This is a genomic window from Microbacterium sp., from assembly GCF_044508325.1.
Classification (GTDB): Bacteria; Actinomycetota; Actinomycetes; order Actinomycetales; family Microbacteriaceae; genus Microbacterium.
Genome location: NZ_JBIQHX010000003.1, coordinates 242,568 through 261,103, shown reverse-complemented (window position 1 = coordinate 261,103; position 18,536 = coordinate 242,568). Strand labels below are relative to the sequence as shown.

The 18,536-nt window shown below is 67.8% G+C and carries 17 protein-coding genes; 9 read left to right on the top strand and 8 right to left on the bottom strand.

Going from position 1 to position 18,536, the window contains the following annotated elements:
- The first annotated feature begins 266 nt into the window (after positions 1-266).
- Complete coding sequence (lysS, locus tag ACIWQI_RS04230; RefSeq protein WP_396655864.1) at positions 267-1,814, top strand: lysine--tRNA ligase; 1,548 nt, start codon at positions 267-269, stop codon at positions 1,812-1,814.
- Here lysS and ACIWQI_RS04225 read toward each other — a convergent pair.
- Positions 1,807-2,958, bottom strand: a complete 1,152-nt coding sequence (locus ACIWQI_RS04225) for a DUF4192 family protein (RefSeq protein WP_396655863.1) — start codon at positions 2,956-2,958, stop codon at positions 1,807-1,809. The genes lysS and ACIWQI_RS04225 overlap by 8 nt on opposite strands.
- Before the next feature lie 122 nt (positions 2,959-3,080).
- On the opposite strand from ACIWQI_RS04225, the gene ACIWQI_RS04220 reads away from it, so the two are divergent.
- The 4 genes from ACIWQI_RS04220 (at position 3,081) to ACIWQI_RS04205 (ending at position 6,742) form a co-directional block, all read left to right on the top strand.
- On the top strand, positions 3,081-3,272 hold the full coding sequence (locus ACIWQI_RS04220; RefSeq protein WP_396655862.1) for a hypothetical protein: 192 nt from the start codon (positions 3,081-3,083) through the stop codon (positions 3,270-3,272).
- Positions 3,273-3,335: 63 nt separating this feature from the next.
- Complete coding sequence (cls, locus tag ACIWQI_RS04215; protein WP_396655861.1) at positions 3,336-4,802, top strand: cardiolipin synthase; 1,467 nt, start codon at positions 3,336-3,338, stop codon at positions 4,800-4,802.
- An 8-nt stretch (positions 4,803-4,810) separates the two neighbouring features.
- Positions 4,811-5,965, top strand: a complete 1,155-nt coding sequence (locus ACIWQI_RS04210) for a glycosyltransferase family 4 protein (RefSeq protein WP_396655860.1) — start codon at positions 4,811-4,813, stop codon at positions 5,963-5,965.
- A gap of 63 nt (positions 5,966-6,028) precedes the next feature.
- Positions 6,029-6,742, top strand: coding sequence for a glycosyltransferase family 2 protein (locus tag ACIWQI_RS04205; RefSeq protein WP_396655859.1), 714 nt, complete (start codon positions 6,029-6,031; stop codon positions 6,740-6,742).
- Between the two features lie 13 nt (positions 6,743-6,755).
- On the opposite strand, the gene ACIWQI_RS04200 is transcribed toward ACIWQI_RS04205, so the two are convergent.
- Together ACIWQI_RS04200 and ACIWQI_RS04195 are read right to left on the bottom strand one after the other, a co-directional pair.
- Positions 6,756-7,598, bottom strand: coding sequence for a hypothetical protein (locus ACIWQI_RS04200; protein ID WP_396655858.1), 843 nt, complete (start codon positions 7,596-7,598; stop codon positions 6,756-6,758).
- A 33-nt stretch (positions 7,599-7,631) separates the two neighbouring features.
- A complete protein-coding gene (locus ACIWQI_RS04195) occupies positions 7,632-8,645 on the bottom strand; it encodes a glycosyltransferase family 4 protein (RefSeq protein WP_396655857.1) in 1,014 nt (337 codons plus the stop codon).
- 139 nt (positions 8,646-8,784) lie between these two features.
- Between ACIWQI_RS04195 and ACIWQI_RS04190 the strand changes: the two genes are divergently transcribed.
- Positions 8,785-9,705 carry a polysaccharide pyruvyl transferase family protein gene (locus tag ACIWQI_RS04190; protein ID WP_396655856.1) on the top strand — a complete coding sequence of 307 codons (921 nt, stop codon included), beginning with the start codon at positions 8,785-8,787 and terminating at the stop codon, positions 9,703-9,705.
- Between the two features lie 11 nt (positions 9,706-9,716).
- On the opposite strand, the gene ACIWQI_RS04185 is transcribed toward ACIWQI_RS04190, so the two are convergent.
- Genes ACIWQI_RS04185 through ACIWQI_RS04175 form a run of 3 tightly spaced genes read right to left on the bottom strand, consistent with a single transcriptional unit; the run spans position 9,717 to position 12,495 of the window.
- Positions 9,717-10,568: a hypothetical protein gene (locus ACIWQI_RS04185; protein ID WP_396655855.1), complete on the bottom strand. Its 852-nt coding sequence runs from the start codon at positions 10,566-10,568 to the stop codon at positions 9,717-9,719.
- Positions 10,565-11,506 (bottom strand): glycosyltransferase family 2 protein, encoded by a 942-nt coding sequence (locus ACIWQI_RS04180; protein ID WP_396655854.1) that lies wholly within the window; start codon positions 11,504-11,506, stop codon positions 10,565-10,567. The genes ACIWQI_RS04185 and ACIWQI_RS04180 overlap by 4 nt, the downstream gene beginning before the upstream one ends.
- Positions 11,503-12,495: a glycosyltransferase family 2 protein gene (locus tag ACIWQI_RS04175; protein WP_396655853.1), complete on the bottom strand. Its 993-nt coding sequence runs from the start codon at positions 12,493-12,495 to the stop codon at positions 11,503-11,505. The genes ACIWQI_RS04180 and ACIWQI_RS04175 overlap by 4 nt, the downstream gene beginning before the upstream one ends.
- Positions 12,496-12,765: 270 nt before the next feature.
- On the opposite strand from ACIWQI_RS04175, the gene ACIWQI_RS04170 reads away from it, so the two are divergent.
- Positions 12,766-13,623, top strand: a complete 858-nt coding sequence (locus ACIWQI_RS04170; protein ID WP_396655852.1) for a glycosyltransferase family 4 protein — start codon at positions 12,766-12,768, stop codon at positions 13,621-13,623.
- Here ACIWQI_RS04170 and ACIWQI_RS04165 read toward each other — a convergent pair.
- Positions 13,568-14,275, bottom strand: a complete 708-nt coding sequence (locus ACIWQI_RS04165; RefSeq protein ID WP_396655851.1) for a hypothetical protein — start codon at positions 14,273-14,275, stop codon at positions 13,568-13,570. The genes ACIWQI_RS04170 and ACIWQI_RS04165 overlap by 56 nt on opposite strands.
- A gap of 810 nt (positions 14,276-15,085) precedes the next feature.
- Here ACIWQI_RS04165 and ACIWQI_RS04160 point away from each other — a divergent pair.
- Positions 15,086-15,841, top strand: coding sequence for an ATP-grasp fold amidoligase family protein (locus tag ACIWQI_RS04160; protein ID WP_396655850.1), 756 nt, complete (start codon positions 15,086-15,088; stop codon positions 15,839-15,841).
- Here the strand turns inward: ACIWQI_RS04160 and ACIWQI_RS04155 are convergent, their stop codons facing one another.
- On the bottom strand, positions 15,842-17,650 hold the full coding sequence (locus ACIWQI_RS04155; protein WP_396655849.1) for an ABC transporter ATP-binding protein: 1,809 nt from the start codon (positions 17,648-17,650) through the stop codon (positions 15,842-15,844).
- A gap of 160 nt (positions 17,651-17,810) precedes the next feature.
- Here ACIWQI_RS04155 and ACIWQI_RS04150 point away from each other — a divergent pair, with 160 nt between their 5' ends.
- Positions 17,811-18,536 (top strand): hypothetical protein, encoded by a 726-nt coding sequence (locus ACIWQI_RS04150; RefSeq protein ID WP_396655847.1) that lies wholly within the window; start codon positions 17,811-17,813, stop codon positions 18,534-18,536.

Genomic DNA, 18,536 nt, shown 5'->3' with positions numbered 1-18,536 from the left:
ACCCGGTCGTGAACCCGTTCGGGAACTCGATCGTGGTCGCCGTCGGCGCCGCGGCCCCGATCAAGACACCGCTGATCGGACCGCCGTCCGGGTTCTGATCTGTCAGGGCGGGCTCAGCCCTCGAGCGGGCTCGTGTCGGGATGCTGACATGGCTCTCGCTCCTTCGTCCAGGCTGTCCCGCAGCGGTGGGGATGTCAACAGCCCGTGCGGGGAACGCCGAGGCGCCCGCCGATAGACTTGGGCGTCCGCGTTTGGAGGAGCCCCCAGTGACCGACCAGTCCGCCCCTGCCCCTGCGCCCGCGCCTGTCGAGGAGGACGCCCAGCGCGCCGAGCTCGACGAGGTGTTCGAGCAGAAGGCGGTGCGCCTCGCCAAGCGCGAGCGGCTGATCGCGGAGCGCGAGGACGCCGGCGGCGGCGCGTACCCGGTCACGGTGCCGATCACCGACACCATCCCCGAGCTGCGGGAGCGCTACGGGCACCTCGAGGCAGGGGAGGAGACCGGAGTCACCGCGGCGGTCGCCGGCCGGGTGGTGTTCAGCCGCAACACCGGGAAGCTGTGCTTCGCGAGCCTGCAGTCGGGCGACGGCAGCCGCATCCAGGCGATGGTGTCTCTCGCGGCCGTCGGCGAGGAGTCGCTGCAGCGCTGGAAGGAGCTCGTCGACCTCGGCGACCACGTCTTCGTGAAGGGCGAGGTGATCTCCAGCCGCCGGGGCGAGCTGTCGATCATGGTGAGCGAGTGGCAGATCGCGTCGAAGGCGATCCTGCCGCTGCCGAACATGTACACCGAGCTCAGCGAGGAGAGCCGGGTGCGCTCGCGGTTCCTCGACCTCATCGTCCGCGAGCGGGCCCGCGAGACCGTGCGCGCCCGGGCGAAGGTGAACACCAGCATCCGCCGGACCCTGGACGGGCACGGCTTCATCGAGGTCGAGACCCCGATCCTGCAGGTGCAGCCGGGCGGCGCCTCGGCCCGCCCGTTCGTGACGCACTCGAACGCGTTCGACACGCAGCTGTACCTGCGCATCGCGACCGAGCTGTTCCTCAAGCGTGCCGTCGTGGGCGGCATCGAGCGCGTGTACGAGATCAACCGCGACTTCCGCAACGAGGGCGCGGACTCCACGCACAGCCCGGAGTTCGCAATGCTCGAGGCGTACCAGGCGTACACCGACTACCACGGCATCGCCGACCTCACCCAGGAGCTGATCCAGAACGCGGCCGTCGCCGTGGCCGGATCCACGACCGTGACCTGGGCGGACGGCACCGAGTACGACCTGGGCGGCCGATGGGACCGGCTGTCGATGTACGACTCGCTGAGCGAGGCATCCGGCGTCTCGATCACCCCCCGCACCTCGCCGGCCGACCTCGAGGCGCTCGCCGCGAAGGCCGGCGTCGACGCGCCGCCGCATCCCACCCACGGCAAGTGGGTCGAAGAGCTCTGGGAGCACTTCGTGAAGGGATCGCTCACCCGCCCCACCTTCGTCATGGACTTCCCCGTCGACACCAGCCCGCTGGTGCGCGAGCACCGGTCGATTCCGGGCGTCGTGGAGAAGTGGGACCTGTACATCCGAGGGTTCGAGCTGGCCACCGGGTACTCCGAGCTCGTCGACCCCGTCATCCAGCGTGAGCGCTTCGTCGAGCAGGCCAAGCTCGCCGCGCGCGGCGACCTGGAGGCGATGACGATCGACGAGGAGTTCCTGCGCGCGATGGAGCACGGGATGCCGCCCATGGGCGGGATGGGGATGGGCATCGATCGCCTGCTCATGGCGCTCACCGGCCTGGGCATCCGCGAGACGATCCTGTTCCCGCTCGTCAAGTAGCGCTGGGAAGCGGTCGCTCGAAGACCCACTCCGGCAGATGGCCGGCGTTCAGCATGGCCGCAAGGATGCCGGTGAGTCCGTGCTGCGGATCGATCTCCGTCGCGCGCTCGACGTACCAGACGGCGTGGCTGCTGCGACCCAGCGCCCACGACAGCCAACCCGCCGTCGCGAGCGGACCGGGGCGCACGTCGCGCGGGGCCAGCGCCGCCGTGTGGCGCGCCAGCGCGAGCGCCGTGCGCAGCCGGTCGGCGTCGGGCCGCTCGCCTTCGCCCCACAGGTGCTGCGCGAGCGCCGCCGGGTAGTCCTCGCCGCCCTGCCAGCGCAGCTGTGCGTCGAGGGCGGCATCGCCGATATCGATGCCGGTGCACCACTGCACCAGCGCGACGTCGCGCAGCGCGGGGCGGGCCAGGCACCAGATGATCGCCGCGGCATCGGCCGGCCGCAGATCGGCCGGGTCCCACCGCAGCGCGTCCTCGAACAGTGCGGGAAGGTCGTCGAGCGCGCAGGCGGCGGCCAGCGCCTGCGGGTCGAGCCGGGCCAGGTCGGTGTGCGCCGCCGGCTCCCGGCCGGTCGCCGCGCACACGGCCTCGACGGCCTCGCCCAGTGCCCGCAGCGCCTGCGCGGCGCGCTCCCGCTGCGCCAGATCGACGTCGGGCAGCGCGGCGCCGGCGATGTGGTCGGGCAGCGGGGCGCGCAGGTCGCCGGGCAGGCTCTTGACGAGGTCGTCGTCGGCGAGGTCGTCGAGGGCGTGCCTCGGGCTCCCGTCCTCGAGATATGAGCCCCACCCGTCGCGCGCGACGCAGAGGGCCTCGATGAGGCGGAGGCCGCAGGCATCCGTCTTCCGGATGAGTGCCTCCACCAGCGGACCGCGCGCGATCCCCGCGTCTGCGCCGTAGGCCTCGTCGGTGTAGACGACCAGAGCCAGGCCGTCGGCCTCCCGGACGCGGCAGACCATGCCGACCAGAGTCGCGGCGACGCTGTCGACGTCGGCATCGGCGGCGGGAAGATCGGCCCGCATGACGCCGAGCGTGCGCGAGCCCCCGAACGGCACGAGCGCCAGGCTGCGCACGGGGCGGCAGCCGGCCAGGCGCGGCACGAGGGCGAGGAACTGCGCGGCATCTGCCGCTTTGATGATCGTGGTCATGCACCGAGCCTGAGTGCGCGGTGCGACGATGGGGCGGCGGGAATGCCTGAACCGAGGACGCGGCCTGGTCCGAGGGGGCTGGGGAGGAGGATCACCCGCGACATTCCGCGTATCCTTGAGGCATGGACAACATCTGGCTCGCGGTGATCTGGGCGCTGCTGCCCACGGTCGTCGTCGCCGGAATGTTCTTCTTCATCCTGCGCAGCATCCTCCGGATGGACCGCACCGAGCGGCGCGTCTACGCCGAGATCGAGCAGGAGGAGCGCGCCCGGCGAGGGATGCCTCCGGCATCCGCCCACGCCGCCGATCGCTGATCACGCACCGCGCCGCCGCCGACCACTACGCTTGTCGCAGGCCGGCCCGGAGGTCAACTGCACATGATCAACATCACGTTCGAGGCAACGTGGTGGCTCATTCTCGTCGCGATCTTCGACATCACGGTGCGCATCGCCGCGATCATCATCATCCCGCGCAACCGACGCCCCACTGCCGCCATGGCGTGGCTGCTCGCGATCTACTTCATCCCTCTCGTCGGCGTGCTGCTGTTCCTGCTCATCGGCAACCCGCGGCTGCCTCGCAAGCGCCGCAAGATGCAGGCTCAGATCAACGAGTACATCCAGGACACGAGTGCGCACCTCGACTTCGGGACGCTGCGGCCGAACGCACCCCCCGGGTACACCTCGCTGGTCACGATGAACCGGCACCTCGGCGCGATGCCCCTGTCGGGTGACAACGACGCGCACCTGATCTCCGACTACCAGGCGAGCCTGGATGCCATGGCCGACGCGATCCGCACGGCACGGCGGTACGTCCACGTCGAGTTCTACATCCTGCAGTCGGATGCCTCCACCGACAACTTCTTCCGCGCGCTCGAAGAGGTCTGCGCGCGCGGCATCACGGTGCGCGTCCTGCTGGACCACTGGGCCAACCGCGGCAAGCCGTTCTACAAGAGGACGCTGCGACGCCTCGACGCCATGGGCGCCCAGTGGCGCCTGATGCTGCCCGTGCAGCCGTTCAAGGGCAAGTACCAGCGCCCCGACCTGCGCAACCACCGCAAGCTCGTGGTCGTGGACGGCACCGTCGCGTTCATGGGCTCGCAGAACGTCACCGACTCCACCTACAACCTGAAGAAGAACATCAAGCGCGGGCTGCACTGGGTCGACCTCATGTGCCGGCTGGAAGGGCCGGTCGTCGCGTCCGTCAACGCCGTGTTCCTCTCGGACTGGTACGCCGAGACGGACGAGATCCTCACTGACGAGATCGACCTGTTCGACGTGAAGAGCGGCCCGGGCGACCTGGACTGCCAGGTCGTGCCGTCCGGTCCGGGATTCGAGGCCGAGAACAACCTGCGGCTGTTCCTCGCGCTGCTGTACTACGCGCAGCGCAAGGTCATCATCGTGAGCCCCTATTTCGTGCCCGACGAGGCTCTGCTGCTCGCGGTGACGACGGCCTGCCAGCGCGGCCTGCAGGTGGAACTGTTCGTGTCGGAGGAAGGCGACCAGGCCATCGTCTACCACGCGCAGCGCAGCTACTACGAGATGCTGCTGAAGGCGGGCGTGAAGATCTGGATGTACCGGAAGCCGTACATCCTGCACTCGAAGTCGATGACGATCGACGACGAGCTGGCCATCATCGGGTCGAGCAACATGGACATGCGCTCGTTCGGTCTGAACATGGAGATCTCGCTGTTCATACGGGGCGAGGAGTTCGTGCGCGAGATGCGCGAGATCGAGCAGATGTACCGTGAGCTGTCGCGCGAGCTCACCCTCGAGGAGTGGATGAAGCAGCCACTGCGCTCGATGGTGCTCGACAATCTGGCGCGGCTGACGAGCGCACTGCAGTAGGAGAATGGATGCCTGGGGCCGGGGGAGCTGAGGGCGCGGCGCCGTTGCGCGTCGCCCTGGTGACCTCGTCTTACGCGCCGTATATCGGTGGTGTCGAGGAGCACGTGCGACAGGTGGCCCGTCATCTTGCGGCGCAGGGCGTGGAGGTCGAGGTGTGGACGGTCGATCGCTCCGGAGGCCATCGGGTCGCGGAGGTCGAGGGCATCACCGTGCGATACCTGCCCGCACCATTGCCCGCGAGGACGGTCTCGGCGATGGCGCGGTTCGCGCTCGCATGGCCGCGAGCGTGGCTGACGTGGAAGAGGGCGTACCGCGAGTTCGCGCCCGACGTGCTGCACGTGCACTGCTTCGGGCCGAACGGCGTCTACGCCCTCGGGCTGCATCGGACGTTCGGTGTGCCGCTCGGGGTGACCTCGCACGGCGAGACGATCGGCGACGATCATGGGGCCTTTCGACGATCGAAGCTGCTGCGGCGCAACCTGACCGACGCGCTCGGCGTGGCCGCATTCGTCACGGCCCCTTCCGAGTACGTCTTGCGTGATCTGCGCGCCGAGTTCGGTTTGTCAGGCGGCGATGTAGTGCCCAACGGTGTGGACCTCGCGATCGGGCCATCGGGCTCTCCGATGGAAAGCGAGCCCCATGTCCTCGGGGTTGGCCGGCTCGGGCGGATGAAGGGATTCGACCTGCTCATCGACGCGTTCGCGGAGTCGGGCATCGCGCGCGACCACTTGCTGCTGATTGCGGGCGAAGGACCAGAGCGCAACGCGCTGCTGCAACACGCTGCGGACCGTGAGGTCGCCGCTCGTGTTCGCCTGGTGGGTCGTCTGGGCGAACAGCAGGTCGCCGACGCCATGGCTGGCGCGAAGGTCGTGGTCGTGCCGAGCCGGTCGGAGGCGTTCGGCATCGTCGCGCTCGAAGCGTGGCGGAGCGGCACAGCTTTGATCATGACGGAACGCGGCGGTGCGGCCGAGTTTCTGCGCGACGGTGAGGATGCTCTGCTCGTCGATCCCGAGAACCGTGCTGCATTCGCCGCCACGTTGCATCGTGTCGTGTCGGACGACGCACTGCGCGACCGCATCGCAGCCGCGGGGAGGCGCCGGATCGCGGAGTTCAGTTGGTCGCGCACCGCCGAGACTTACGTTCAGCTGTATGCATCGGCGTGAGCGCGAGCCGTCCAGAGGTGTGCATCGATCAGGATGCGCGGTGGCGACGATATGCTTTGCCGCGTGGCCGCAGCCTCGCTGTTCTCAGTGATCATCCCCACATTGCAGCGCTCACCGCGCCTGAAGCACCTCGTCAGGATCTGCGCCGATCATCCGCTCGTGCTCGAGGTGCTGATCATCAACAATGCTCCAGTGCCGCTCAAGTTCGAGTCCTCCAAGGTGCGCGTCCTCGACCAGGCCGAGAACATCTACGTCAATCCTGCCTGGAACCTCGGGGCACGTGAGGCCCGAGGAGAACTGCTCGCGATCCTGAACGACGACATCCTGTTCGATGTGCAGGCGTTGGACTACTCGGCGAAGCTGCTTCGTCGAGGATGGGTGGGGTTGGTCGGCCCGAGCGCTTCATGCTTCCGTTCGCCCGAGGGCCCTATCGCATGGCGTCTGGCCACCCACGAGAACATCCCCAACCGCTTCGGCGTGTTCATGTGCCTTCGGCGCAGCGACTACGTGCCGATTCCCGAGCAGCTGAGGATCTGGTACGGGGACGACTGGCTCTTCCTCCAGCAGCGACGCCCGAACGTTGCACTGATGGGCACGGCTTTCGATACGGAGATGGGTACGACCAGCGGCTCACCTGAGTTCCGGGAACTGCGTGAGGTTGAGGCGAGAGCGGCGCGCACGATCATCGATCCCCTGCGCGGTTCGCGCTGGTGGCACGGACCCTCGCGCGCATTGCACACGTTGAGGCGGGCGCGGACGAAGCTTCGCGGTGGATGATCCGGCCGCTGACTCACTCACCCCTCGCACGTAGCGGAAGCCGCTCGATGATGCCGCGACGGCTGGGCAGGACGGCGCGAGCCAAACCCACCGGAGTTCGTTCAGTCGCTGGTACTCCGAACTCGTCTGCCACGCGACGGCTGATGGGACGCCCCAGCCCACCCAATGAGATTCCCGAGTGGTTCTCACCCGTCCCCACGCGGTACAAGGCACCGGAGAACGGAACCTCTGCGAGTTCGATTCCTCGCGCGGCGAGGTCATCGCTGAGGTGGAGATGGGACCCGAAGTGTCGGTGCAGCCGCGCTCCGAGCGTGGCTGCGATTTCTGCCTGACTCGCATTCGCTGCAAGCGATGCCGGGACGGCATAAAGATCAGAACGGACGATCAGACCCGTACCGCAGTGACGATGGAAGTCAGGCTGCCTCCGCACTGCTTTCCGCTCGCTCGCCCAGCGCCAACCCGATGTGACCCGCCATCCAGGGGCACCGGGAGCTGCGGTGGACAGGGATGCCAATCGCCGCGACACCAGATCGTCTGCATCGAAGCACATCACGTGGTCTGGCCTGCTCTGCATCGCCGCGATCAGGCCGATGACGAGCTTCGTGCCCTTGTCGATGAGCACCGCCGGGACGCCTGTCATCGGTGACCGCTCCCGACTGGGAGGAGGGTAACCTACCTCCACCCAGGTCACGGAACTCGGCAATCCTGCCGGACGCTTGTTTCCGACGACCCAAACGCCGAAATGCGGGTCGTCCTGTCTCAGGATCGAGTGAATCGAGTCCATCAGCAGACTCTCGACGCGCGAGTAATCGCGGCTGTTCAGCGGGTGGCGTAGAGAGGTGACGAAGGCGAGCACTGCGATGAGGATACAAGGTGCAACGGTCCTATATCAGCCCAGCGAAGTCCACAGCTGTGCATGTTTGACGGCCGCGCGTTCCCAGCTGAACTCTGCGGCACGAGTCCGCCCGGCACGGACGAGTTCGAGCACGCCCGCATCCCCCGACGTCGCATCCAGCAGCCCTTCGGCTAGCCCGCGAGCAGTGGGTTCGACCAGGATCGCAGCCTTCCCGGCAACCTCGGGAAGACTGCTCGTATTGGCAGCCACGACGGGGACACCGGCCGCCATGGCCTCGAGCACCGGTAGGCCGAAACCCTCGTAGAGCGATGGGACGACGGCTGCTTGTGCCCCGGCGATCAGGCTGGGCATGGACTCGTCCGAGAGGCGCCCCACCAGAACGACCCCGGGCAGGTCCCGGAACAGTTCCGTCCGCCGAGGATGCTCCGGTCCTGCGAGGACCAGGTGCAGATCGGGACGTTCGCGGCGTACGTGCGGCCAGGCTTCAGCGAGTGCACCGAGGTTCTTCCGTTGCGCTGCGCCGCCGACATGCACGACGTAGCGGTCTGGTACGCGCAGAGCGCTGCGTGTTCCTTGATCAAGGGGCGTTGCGTCGAAAAAACGTCCGTCGACACCGTTGTGAATGACGATCGGATTCTGGACGCCGAGCAGATCGACCGCTTCCTGAGCCGTGAACTCGGAGACACAGATGACAGCATCCGCACGGCGAGCCTCCTCTTTTGCTGCCGGCACCGGGGAAGACTCGTCCGGGAAGCGCCAGGCGACGACGTCGTGCAGGGTGATCACGTCGCCGTGAGCCGCAGGGGGCAATTCGAGATTCATGCGATGAGTGACAGTTGACCGTCGGTAGAGAAGTCGTCCGATCCGCATTCGCATTGGTGCAGAAGCCCTGATGACGTACCCCATGGGCAGCCGGTTGGTGCCGGGCAGGTGCGACCGAAGGGAACGGAAGATCGCACGGTCAATCGACCACCGGCCGGGCGTTGTCATGCTCAGCGCAGCCGGAGCGTACTGCGCGATGCGCTCCTGGTAGATCTCTGCACCCATCGGATTGGACGTGGCGATCGTCGCAAGGGTGAGGCGAGGCTCATGATCTGGCATGGGCTAGGTGGTGGATGTATAGGGGAAGATGGGTTGAGCCTATACATCTGACGGCCGCTCTGCTTCCGAGCCGTGAAGGAGCAACGTGGAGTTCACGCATCCCGTGCGCCGCCGAGCCCGTCGGATTCGCGAGGTTCTTGCGGCGGCCGTGGTGCCACCGATGTGGCGCTCGGGCGTGCTGATTCCCGCGTTCTGGTGGGACGGTCACCCGAACTTCGGCGACGCGATGACGCCGTGGCTTCTTCCTCGCTACGGGGTCGTGCCACTCCATCGACGCGTGGCCGAGGCCCGGCTCATCGGAGTCGGGAGCATCCTCGAGTTCGTGCCGCACGACTACTCAGGCGCAGTCTGGGGATCCGGCCTCATGGAGGAGCGGACGCACCCCCTCACGGCCGCCCGCTTCCTCGCGGTGCGCGGGCATCACACACGCGACCTTGTCGGAGCGCCGGCAGACACGCCACTCGGTGACCCGGGCATCCTCGTCGCACGGCACCTCCCACGGCCGCGGCTGCGGTGGGAGGTCGGTGTCGTTCCGCATGGGCACCACCGCGGGAACGCGGAGCTTGCCAGGTTGGTTGCGCGCGGCGGAGCACGCGTGCGTGTCATCAACGTTCACCAGGGTGCAGCCGCGGCAGTACGCGAAATCGCCTCCTGCTCGGTCATCTTCTCGTCCTCTCTGCACGGACTCGTCACGGCGGACTCGTACGGTATCCCCGCGACATGGACACTGCTCGATCCGCCGCTAGGGGGCGGAGACTTCAAGTTCCGGGACTACGAGTCGGCGGCAACGCCGGGACGCAGCCGATACCTGGAATTCGACGACAGGCTGACCGCCGACGATGTCGTGCGGCTAGGCCGTCGTGCCGACGCGGATATCATCGCGTCGCTCGGTGATGGGCTGGCAGAAGCGATCGACCGGCTGCGGGCCACCGCGGGCGAGCTGGGACGCTACCCACTCGGACTGCTGCACATGCGCGCTGACAGAGACGTCCGCCGAAGCCCATGACCAGACGGTGGTCAGGTTTCGACGTCAGCCAACTCCGGGATGCGCGTGAGACGGAATCGCCTCCATCGGTCGAACATCAAGGGGGTCCGCATGGTAGTCAGCCACGGATGGCGTGTTGCCGCACGCCATCGGCGTATGTCTCGCTCCCAATCGCGGTCGCGCGCGTGGCCAGACACGACGCGCTTCTCAGCCATTTGCGCTTCGGTGCGCACCCAGCTGAGGTGCACCACTGCATCTGCCGGGCGGATGACACCGTGGACCGGGACACCGCGCGGCTGAACTGGGTCGGTGTTCCATGGCCTGACGTCCACACGATGGGTGGCGATGCCCTTCGACTGACGTGCAAGGGTGAGCTTGGTTCCCGCACGCACCGCGAGAGGCCCAGGGTATGCGGACTGCGTCTGCCACCAGCGCCCGCACCTCTCCAGGAATTGTCCCGACTTGGTGCGCACGTGGAGCAGGCGGGAGGGGAACTCGACGGCATCGGCGGCCCGCGAATCGGCGAGGCGGATGTGTTCGCGGAATGTGCCCGGTGACCGGACGATTTCATCGGTGTCGAGTTGGATCACCCAGTCTGCGCCGGCGGATGCGGCATCCAGCGCGATCTGACGTTGCTCCGTCTCGACTCGCAGAGCGTACCGGTTCGGGTCGACATGGTCACCCGGGAGGTGACGCACCTTGCCCTCCGGGTCAGCGGTTGCGATTCGCGCGAGCGACTCGTCGACAGACAGCGGGTGGCCCGCCCACGATCGCCGCGAGCGGTCGAAGGAGACGACGATCTCGTTCACGAGATGGTAGTAGGAGTGGATGCTCTGGGCGGCCCAGGCGGGATCGCCTGCAAGCACATATGCGTTGATCTTCACCGTGCGCGGCCTCCCGAACCTCTGAGCGAACGGGCGAGTGTCGAGCCCAGCCCCCTCAGGAAGCGGAATGGCGACCGTCGCACGGCCCACACCGCATCACCCGCGGCCCCGCCCAGGTCACCGCCTCGGAGCAGGCGCGGCAGGCTCGCTCCGATCTCATGGGCCTGTTCCGCACGGAATCGGCCAAGTCGTTCGTCGAGCATCCGGGCGGTGTGATCCAGGCCCCGACCCGCCGCCGCCCATCGCTGCCGTTCGACCATCCCCTCCATCGCGGCGCGGCGAAGTCGCACGTTCGCCGATGCGGTCGAGGTCATGTTCCGGTCGTGCCGACGATAGCCGACGAGCAGTTCATCGATATACGCGAAGGAGCCTCGCAGCGCGAGCCGCAGGGCGAACTCGAAATCGACGAGGATCGGGATCTCGGGGCTGAAGCCGCCGATCGCCGCGAACTCCTCCCGCCGGACGACGACCGTGGGTCCGAGCGGAGTGTGCACCGTCCCTCGGAGCATCTCGTCCGCCGGCGCCTGCCGAGACCGCCAGTCCGTCCCGAACCGGCGTCCCTCAGCATCCATATGCCAATAGCCCGAGTAGCTCGCGGGCGCGTGCTGCTGTGCAGTGTGCGCCCGCGCATGGAGTTCGAGCCGGTCCTCGCGCCACACGTCGTCGTCATCGAGGAAGGTCACCAGAGGCCCGCTGGTCTGCGATGCCCCGACGTTCCTGGAGAGTCCGGCCGTGGCAGAGGAATCGATCGTGATCATCCGCATGCGCGAGTCGGCGGCGAGGAGCTTTGCGATCGGCTCGGGCTCGGGGATGCCGTTGTCGACGAGGATCAGCTCCCAGTCCGCCATCGTCTGCGCCTGGACACTGCGCAAGGCCTCCGCGAGGAACGGGCTGTTGCGGTTGGTCGCGAGCACGATGCTCACCTGCGGCACGGTCATGATCGCGTCACCCCCGGTCCGGGAAGCGTGACGGTGTGCGCGCGGTCGTGCCGTCGGAGGCTCGCAGCGCAGCCGACCGTCAGTCCTGCGAAGTCGATCGCGGCTCTGCGGAAACCTCCCCCGACGCCGCGGATCTTGGCGTGCAGCCCCTCACGGGCAGGGTCCTTCACAGCGCGCAGTCCATCGACGATCTCGTTGAACATCGCGGTGAACGCCGTGCGCAGGTAGCGCCACGGCAGGGCTCGTCGCCAGCCGTAGACGGTCGCGAGGAGCACGATGTGGTTGCGAGCGCCGTAGAACCGATAGCGCGAGTCGAAGCGGCGGCCCTTGGCATAGTCGCCTGCCATGTGACGCACGACCGCCGCAGGCTCATACACGACCCGCCACCCACGCCGCCGCATGCGCAGCGGCAGATCCGAATCCTCCCGCAGGCAGGTTCCGGGGTAGTAGTCGCGGATGCCGCCGAGTTCGCTCACGACGCTCAGCCTGGCGGACATGTTCGCCCCCATCATGTGATCCACGTCGACTCGTCGTCCCGGGTCTGCGGCGAAGTATCCGGTGAGGCGCCCGTCGGGCAGGATGAGTCCGATCTGTCCGACGCCCTGGTCCAGCTCTTCGGGGCGCCCGTTGTCGGTCCGTCCGCCCACCGCGGCCACATCCGGCTCTGAATAGGGCGCGACGAGCCGTTCTAGCCAGTCCGGACGGGCGAACGCATCGTCGTCGATGAACGCGACGACATCCTCGCCGGCGCCGGCGATTCCGATCGCCCGCGAGGTGGCCAATGTCCCGATGCCGTGGTCGTTCCTCAGATACTCGACGTGGGGGAAGTCACACACCACCGCTGCGGTCTCGTCATCCGGGGAGGCGTCCACGACGACGATCCGGTCCGCTCGCAGGGTCTGCACTGCGAGGTGCTCGAGGCACTCGCGGACATAGTGCGGTCGACGATAGGTCGCGATCACGACTACAACCGAGGGGCCGTCACTCACCGCATCAGGCTATGCCATGCCACGCCGCAATCTGGGAGAATCGGTCAGCCGCCTGCAGGAGGGGAGACGTACAGGACGATGCGCCCTCCCCGTCTCACCGTCGCGAGGATCGCTTCCGAGATCCCGATGGGCGCCCAGGGCTACGAGGCGCAGGTGATCTCGCGTGGGCCCGACGCGATCGGGCCGACGTGGAGGTTCCGCGAGCTGGTGGTCCGGTCGCTTCGATCGTCGCTGGAGGGCAATCGACGCCTCCCGATCAGGAGAGTCGCGATGGCAAGCGTCGCTGTGCGCCGCGAGATCGGCCGCGGTCTGTTCGCAGGCGACGCGGTCTCACATCGGATGTCGCTGGAGATCCCTCCCTCACCCCATGCCGACGTCGCCACACTGCATGACATCGTGGCGTGGCGGTTCCCCGACGAGTCGGCACCGGTTCCTGCTGCCACCGACGAGCTGCGCCGCGCGGTGGCGGTGATCTGCGTGTCGGAGTTCACCGCGAGCGAGGCGGTCGAGTTCCTCGGCGTTCAGGATCCGCAAGTGGTGCCGAACGGCGTCGATCCTCGCTTCTTCGACGCCGCGCCGCTTGATGCGGCCGCTCGCGCCGAACTGGGGCTCATGGGCCCATATGTGCTGCACGCGGGAGGCGCGGCCCAGCGGAAGAACCTTGCAGCCCTCGCCGAGGCATGGCCGAGAGTGCATCGGGAGCAGCCGGAGCTGATGCTGGCGCTTGCCGGCCCGCCTCACGACCGTCGCACGGCGCTTTTCGACGGCATGCCGGGCACGGTGCTGCTCGGCCGCGTGGCCGACGAGCGGATGCCCGGTCTGGTCGCCGCCGCGACGGCGGTCGTGGTGCCGTCCCTGTACGAGGGCTTCGGCCTCCCGGTCTTGGAGGCGATGGCCGCTAACACGCCGGTGGTGGCTGCCGAAACGAGCAGCCTGCCGGAGGTCGCCGGCGGGGCGGCGATCCTCGTCAGCCCCACCCCTGGTGGACTTGCCGAGGGACTGCTCGATGCGGTGGGCGGCGGGTCGGCGGTTCTTGAGCTGGTGACGGCGGGCCGCGCGCGTGCAGCAGAGTTCACCTGGGAGCGGTCGGCCGCGGGGCACGCCAGAGTCTGGGCAGCCGTCGCCTGACCTTCCTGACGAGCTTTCGTGCGGCCGCGTGGATGCGCGCTCGGAGTCGCAGCACGATCGCCCTGAGGTGCGCCGCAGTCCCCCAACGCCATCCCCGGTCTGCGGCGAGCCGGACGATCTCGCGACACTGCGGGTCAGTGGATGCGAGGACCTCGGCGCGATAGGACGGCAGTCGAGCACTGTACGGCTCACGTCGGAACGGCGTCGGGCAGAACTCGTCGAGCCGCCCCGCGATGTCGAGGGTCAGCATGGTGCGCATGCACTTCCAGCACCGCGAGCAGTTCGTGACGTCCTCGTCAGGCGCGACGCACACGTCGAGCCATCGCCGCTCGGGCCGGTCGGCGATGGCGAGTGTCTTCTGCACGCGGGTCAAGGCGGCATTCGCCGGCTCCAGCGTGACGGATCCCGTCGACAGCAGTGGGAGAAGGACCGTGTCGATGCGTGAGATCTCACCGTGGTCCGGCATCCGCACGTCTGCGTAGGTGAACCCGGAGGCGTACACCAGGCGCCCGATTCCGCCGCCGAGAAGATGGGCCACCGCGCAGTTGCGGAACGACACCGTCTCCAGGAAGCCCATCCGAGGGAAATGCTCCTCGATGTTGCTGTCGACGGGCACGAACGGCAGCCCGATCTCGGCCGCCGCCTCCGCCAACGCGTGTAGCGCCGACGCCAGAGTTCACGCCCCCCCTCTGCATGCGACCCGACGTTGTTGTACAAGAGATGCGTCAGGTGCAGCGCAGGGGGAACGTCGTCCGAGAGGGCATACGTCAGCAGGACGGTCAGGGAGTCGATGCCGCCCGAGAATCCTGTCCCGACTCCTTCGGCGGTGCTCGATGCCGGAATCGAAGCATCGGCCGTCACGCGCACTCTGTGGAAGTCGCGCGCTGCGGCATGCATGAGGTCCTGAACGTCGCCGTTGAGGCGTTGCAGCAGGGTGTCTGTGACCGAGCCTCCCACGTGCAGATCGCGCCGATAGGGCATCGCCGGCAGCAAGAGCCCGATCGCGACGAAGTCTGCGCGATCGCTCAGCAGATGCGCGTGCTCCTCGGGAATTTCGAACCACAGCGTCGGGCCACCCTCGACGTCGCTGGACACGCGTGTGCGCCCGAGCACCGATGTGCGTTCCGGAGGACTCGTGGTGATCCCGCTCACAGCCTCAATTCCGTCCTCACTGTCGGGTGGGCACCTATTATGTCGTGCACACCCGCGAACCGGCCGCGTCGTCGACGGTCGTCGCAGCGGACGACAGAGGAGTGCGTCTGTATGCCCGGGACAGCAGATGGCTGATCGAGCGGCACCGGATCCCGCCCGAGGTCAGCTGAGAAGCCGACTGGCGCGAGTACCGGGATTGACCAGAGCCGTGCGGCGTCTGCGGGACCTCAGGCGAAGGGCCCTGCGCCGCTGGGAGGGCGAGCGGATCCTCAGGAACACGTACCGCGACATCTCCGGCCGCGACCTGGACGTGCGGCATCCGCAGGGCTTCTCGGAGAAGCTGTTCCGCCGGATGGTGCTGATGAACCGATCGCGAAGCACCGAATTCACTGCGCTCGTCGACAAGTTCCAGGTGCGCGAACACGTGGCACGAGTCGTCGGGGACAAGTACCTGACCACCCTGCACTGGCATGGTGTCGATCCAGCGAAGATCCCCTTCCGGGAGCTTCCCGACCGGTACGTGATCAAGACCAATCATGCGTCGGGGCAGACGATCACCGTGAGCGGCCCGATCGATGAGGCCGCAGTGGTTCAGCAGCTCAGGTCCTGGCTGAAGCAGAACTACTACTGGGTCAGTCGCGAATATCAGTACTTCGATGTCCACCCCAGGATCCTCGTCGAGGAGCTGCTCGACGATGGACGGGACAACGGGCCGCTGGACTACCGGCTTTGGTGCTTCGACGGAACGCCCGTCGTGATCCAGGTCGCTGATCGTCGTCACGATCTGATGTACTTCGTCGACCCGGACTGGAATCCGCTCGACTTGGACTTCGAGGACTTCGGGCGGTCTGCCGCGATCGAGAGGCCGGAGAACCTGGCCGAGATGCGCGAGGTCGCGGCTGCGTTGGCCAGGGGTATTGATTTCGTGCGAGTCGATCTTTACAACGTGCACGGTCGCATCGTCTTCGGTGAGATGACCTTCACGCCGCGGGCGGGAAGATTCCGGTTCACACCCTCGTCGTGGGACGCGATCCTGGGCGCGGCATGGACCATGTCAGGCCGGTAGTCAGGTCAGCTCGCCGAGCTCCACCAGCCGCGCGAAGTCGGCGCTCTGCGCGCGCACGGCCTCGAACGTCCCCTCCGCCTCCACGCGTCCGTCAGCGAGATAGACGAGCGTGTCTGCGTGGCGCACCGTCGACAGTCGATGCGCGACGATGAGGATGGTCATGCTCCCCCGCAGCTCGGTCAGGGTGCTGGCGATCTCGTGCTCGGTGAGGTTGTCGAGCGCGGAGGTCGCCTCGTCCAGCACCAGGACACGCGGTCGTCGGTACAGCGCGCGGGCGAGGCCGAGGCGCTGTCGCTGCCCCCCGGACAGGCGCACCCCCCGTTCGCCGACGACGGTGTCGAGCCCGTCCGGCAGAGAGGCGATCGTGTCATTCAGCTGGGCCATCTGCACGACTTCACGCACCCGCTGGTGATCGACGTCGCCGGGCCTGACCCCGAAGGCGATGTTGGCGATGATCGTGTCATTGACGAGGAAGACATCCTGAGGGACGAGCCCGATCCCCCGATACCACGCGGCCAGATCATCGGACAGTGATCGGCCCCCGCACTCGATGGCGCCTTCGGTCGGCTCGAGCAGCCCGAGGACCAGGTCGAGGAGGGTGCTCTTCCCGGCGCCGCTGGATCCCACGAACGCCGTCGTGCGATTCTGGCGGATCACGAGCGAGATCCCGTCGAGCACCGACTGGTCGCCATCCGGATACCGGAATCTGACGTCTCGGAGCACGATGTCGCCGGCGTATTCGTCGTCGCTGCGGGGGGTCTCGTCGTGCATGCCCTCGGCATCGAGCTGGGCGACGGCCTCCGAGATGATCCGCAGTCCCGCTTGACCCGTGCGCACCGTGGCGAAACCGGAGTTGAGGCGCGTGAGCGTGGGCAGCGCACGGACGGAGGCGGCGGCGAAGACTCCGAGCACGGTGAGCGCCTCTGCCGGTGTTCCTGTGGCGAACAGGATGACGGAGATGCCGAGGATCGCGAACACGAACCCGATCTCGAGGATGTACCGAGGCATGTCGGCGAGGATCGACACCTGACGATTGAGGCCGGCCACCCGCATCCGTGCACGTCGGAAACCGTCGACGAAGACGCCCGCCGATGAGGTCACCCGCGCATCACGGAACCCGTCGAGGCCGGGCATGAGGTATTGCCAGGCCTCCAGCCGGGCCTGGGCGGACTCCTCCCCGATCCGGACCTGCCGACGACGCAGCATCCGCTGCACGCCGAGCACGAGCACACTGAACAGCGCGACCGTGAACAAGGTGACGATGGGGGAGGTGAGCGCCAGAACCCCGGTGATCGCGATCAGCACGAGGATGTCCGAGAACAGACTCACTGTCGCGAGCAGCACACTGGCGGCCTGGGCTGTCGCGTCGTTGATGTTGCGGTAGATCTCGCTGATGCGTCGGGTGCGGTGGGCCTTGTACGGAGCGAGGACGTAGCGTCGCATGAGCTCGATCGACGATCGTGCCGAGACCCGCGTGGTGCGTCCCAGCAGCCACCAGCGGAACCCGAGCGCGCCGACGCTCTTCAAGATGAAGGCACCCGCCACGAATGCCGCAACGACCGGCAGCAGCACCTGAACCGATGACGTCCCCAGGGCATCCGAGAGCCATTCGAGCACCGGGCCCGAGGTCGATCCCGTCGTCAGCTGCATGAGCGGCACCATCGCCGCGACGCCGAGCGTGTCGAGCGCGGCGAGTGCGACAGACGCCGCCACGGCGGTCGCGACCCAGCGCCGCGGATGGGCCCCCGCCATCCGAAGCATCACGCCCAGCTGCTTGCGCAGACTGGCTCGCGTCGTCCCCGTACCCATGTCTCCCAGCCGATCGCGATCGTCACGCGCGCCTGCGCGTCCCGGGCAGTCTATCCGCGCCGTCCCGGCGGTGGCCTCGCCGGGGTGGGATGCCTGTCGTCACCGATTCGTGATGGACTTCCCCGCATTTCTCCATTCGCCATCCGGCAGGATCGGGGGCATGAAGACTCTGCGTGTGGTGGCCGTCGCGGCCGCGATCACCGCCGGCCTGATGCTGAGCGCCTGCGCGACCCCGACCGGCGCGGTACCCGAGTCGTCGCCGCCACCGCCTGCGCCCGCGCAGGAGACCACCGAGGCGTCGGAGCTGGATGCCGCGTGGCTCGATGCCGGGCGCGCGATCGCTCTGGTCACATACGGCAGTTCCACGTGCGTTCCCACGGTCGATGACGTGCAGGGCGAGGGGTCGTCGGTCACCGTGGTGATCTCCGAGCGGGAGGACGGCCCCTGCACGATGGACTACGTGCCCCAGGCGACGTACGTCGCCCTCCCGGCGGGTGTCGACATCACGGGCGAGCTCACCATCGTGGTCACGGGCGCCCTCGAGGGCGCCACGATGCTCGACGATGAGGACGATCTCACCGGAATACCGGGGGAGAGCACCGACTACACCCCCAGCGCGGGGTGGTTCGACGCGACGGGCTTCGTCGTGCTCACCTGGGGCTCCTCGTCGTGTGCTCCGACTGTTGCCGCGGTGGAGGCGGCCGGAGACGATGCCCTCGCCCTGACGTTCGCCGACCTCCCCGAGGACCAGGTCTGCACCATGGACATGGCTCCGCGCGTCGCAGTCGCCGCCGCACCGGAGGGATTCCGCGACGAGGACGACGTCACCCTCACGTTCGCCGGCGCCCAGATCAGCGGCTCGACGACGATCCTCGGCGACCGCTGA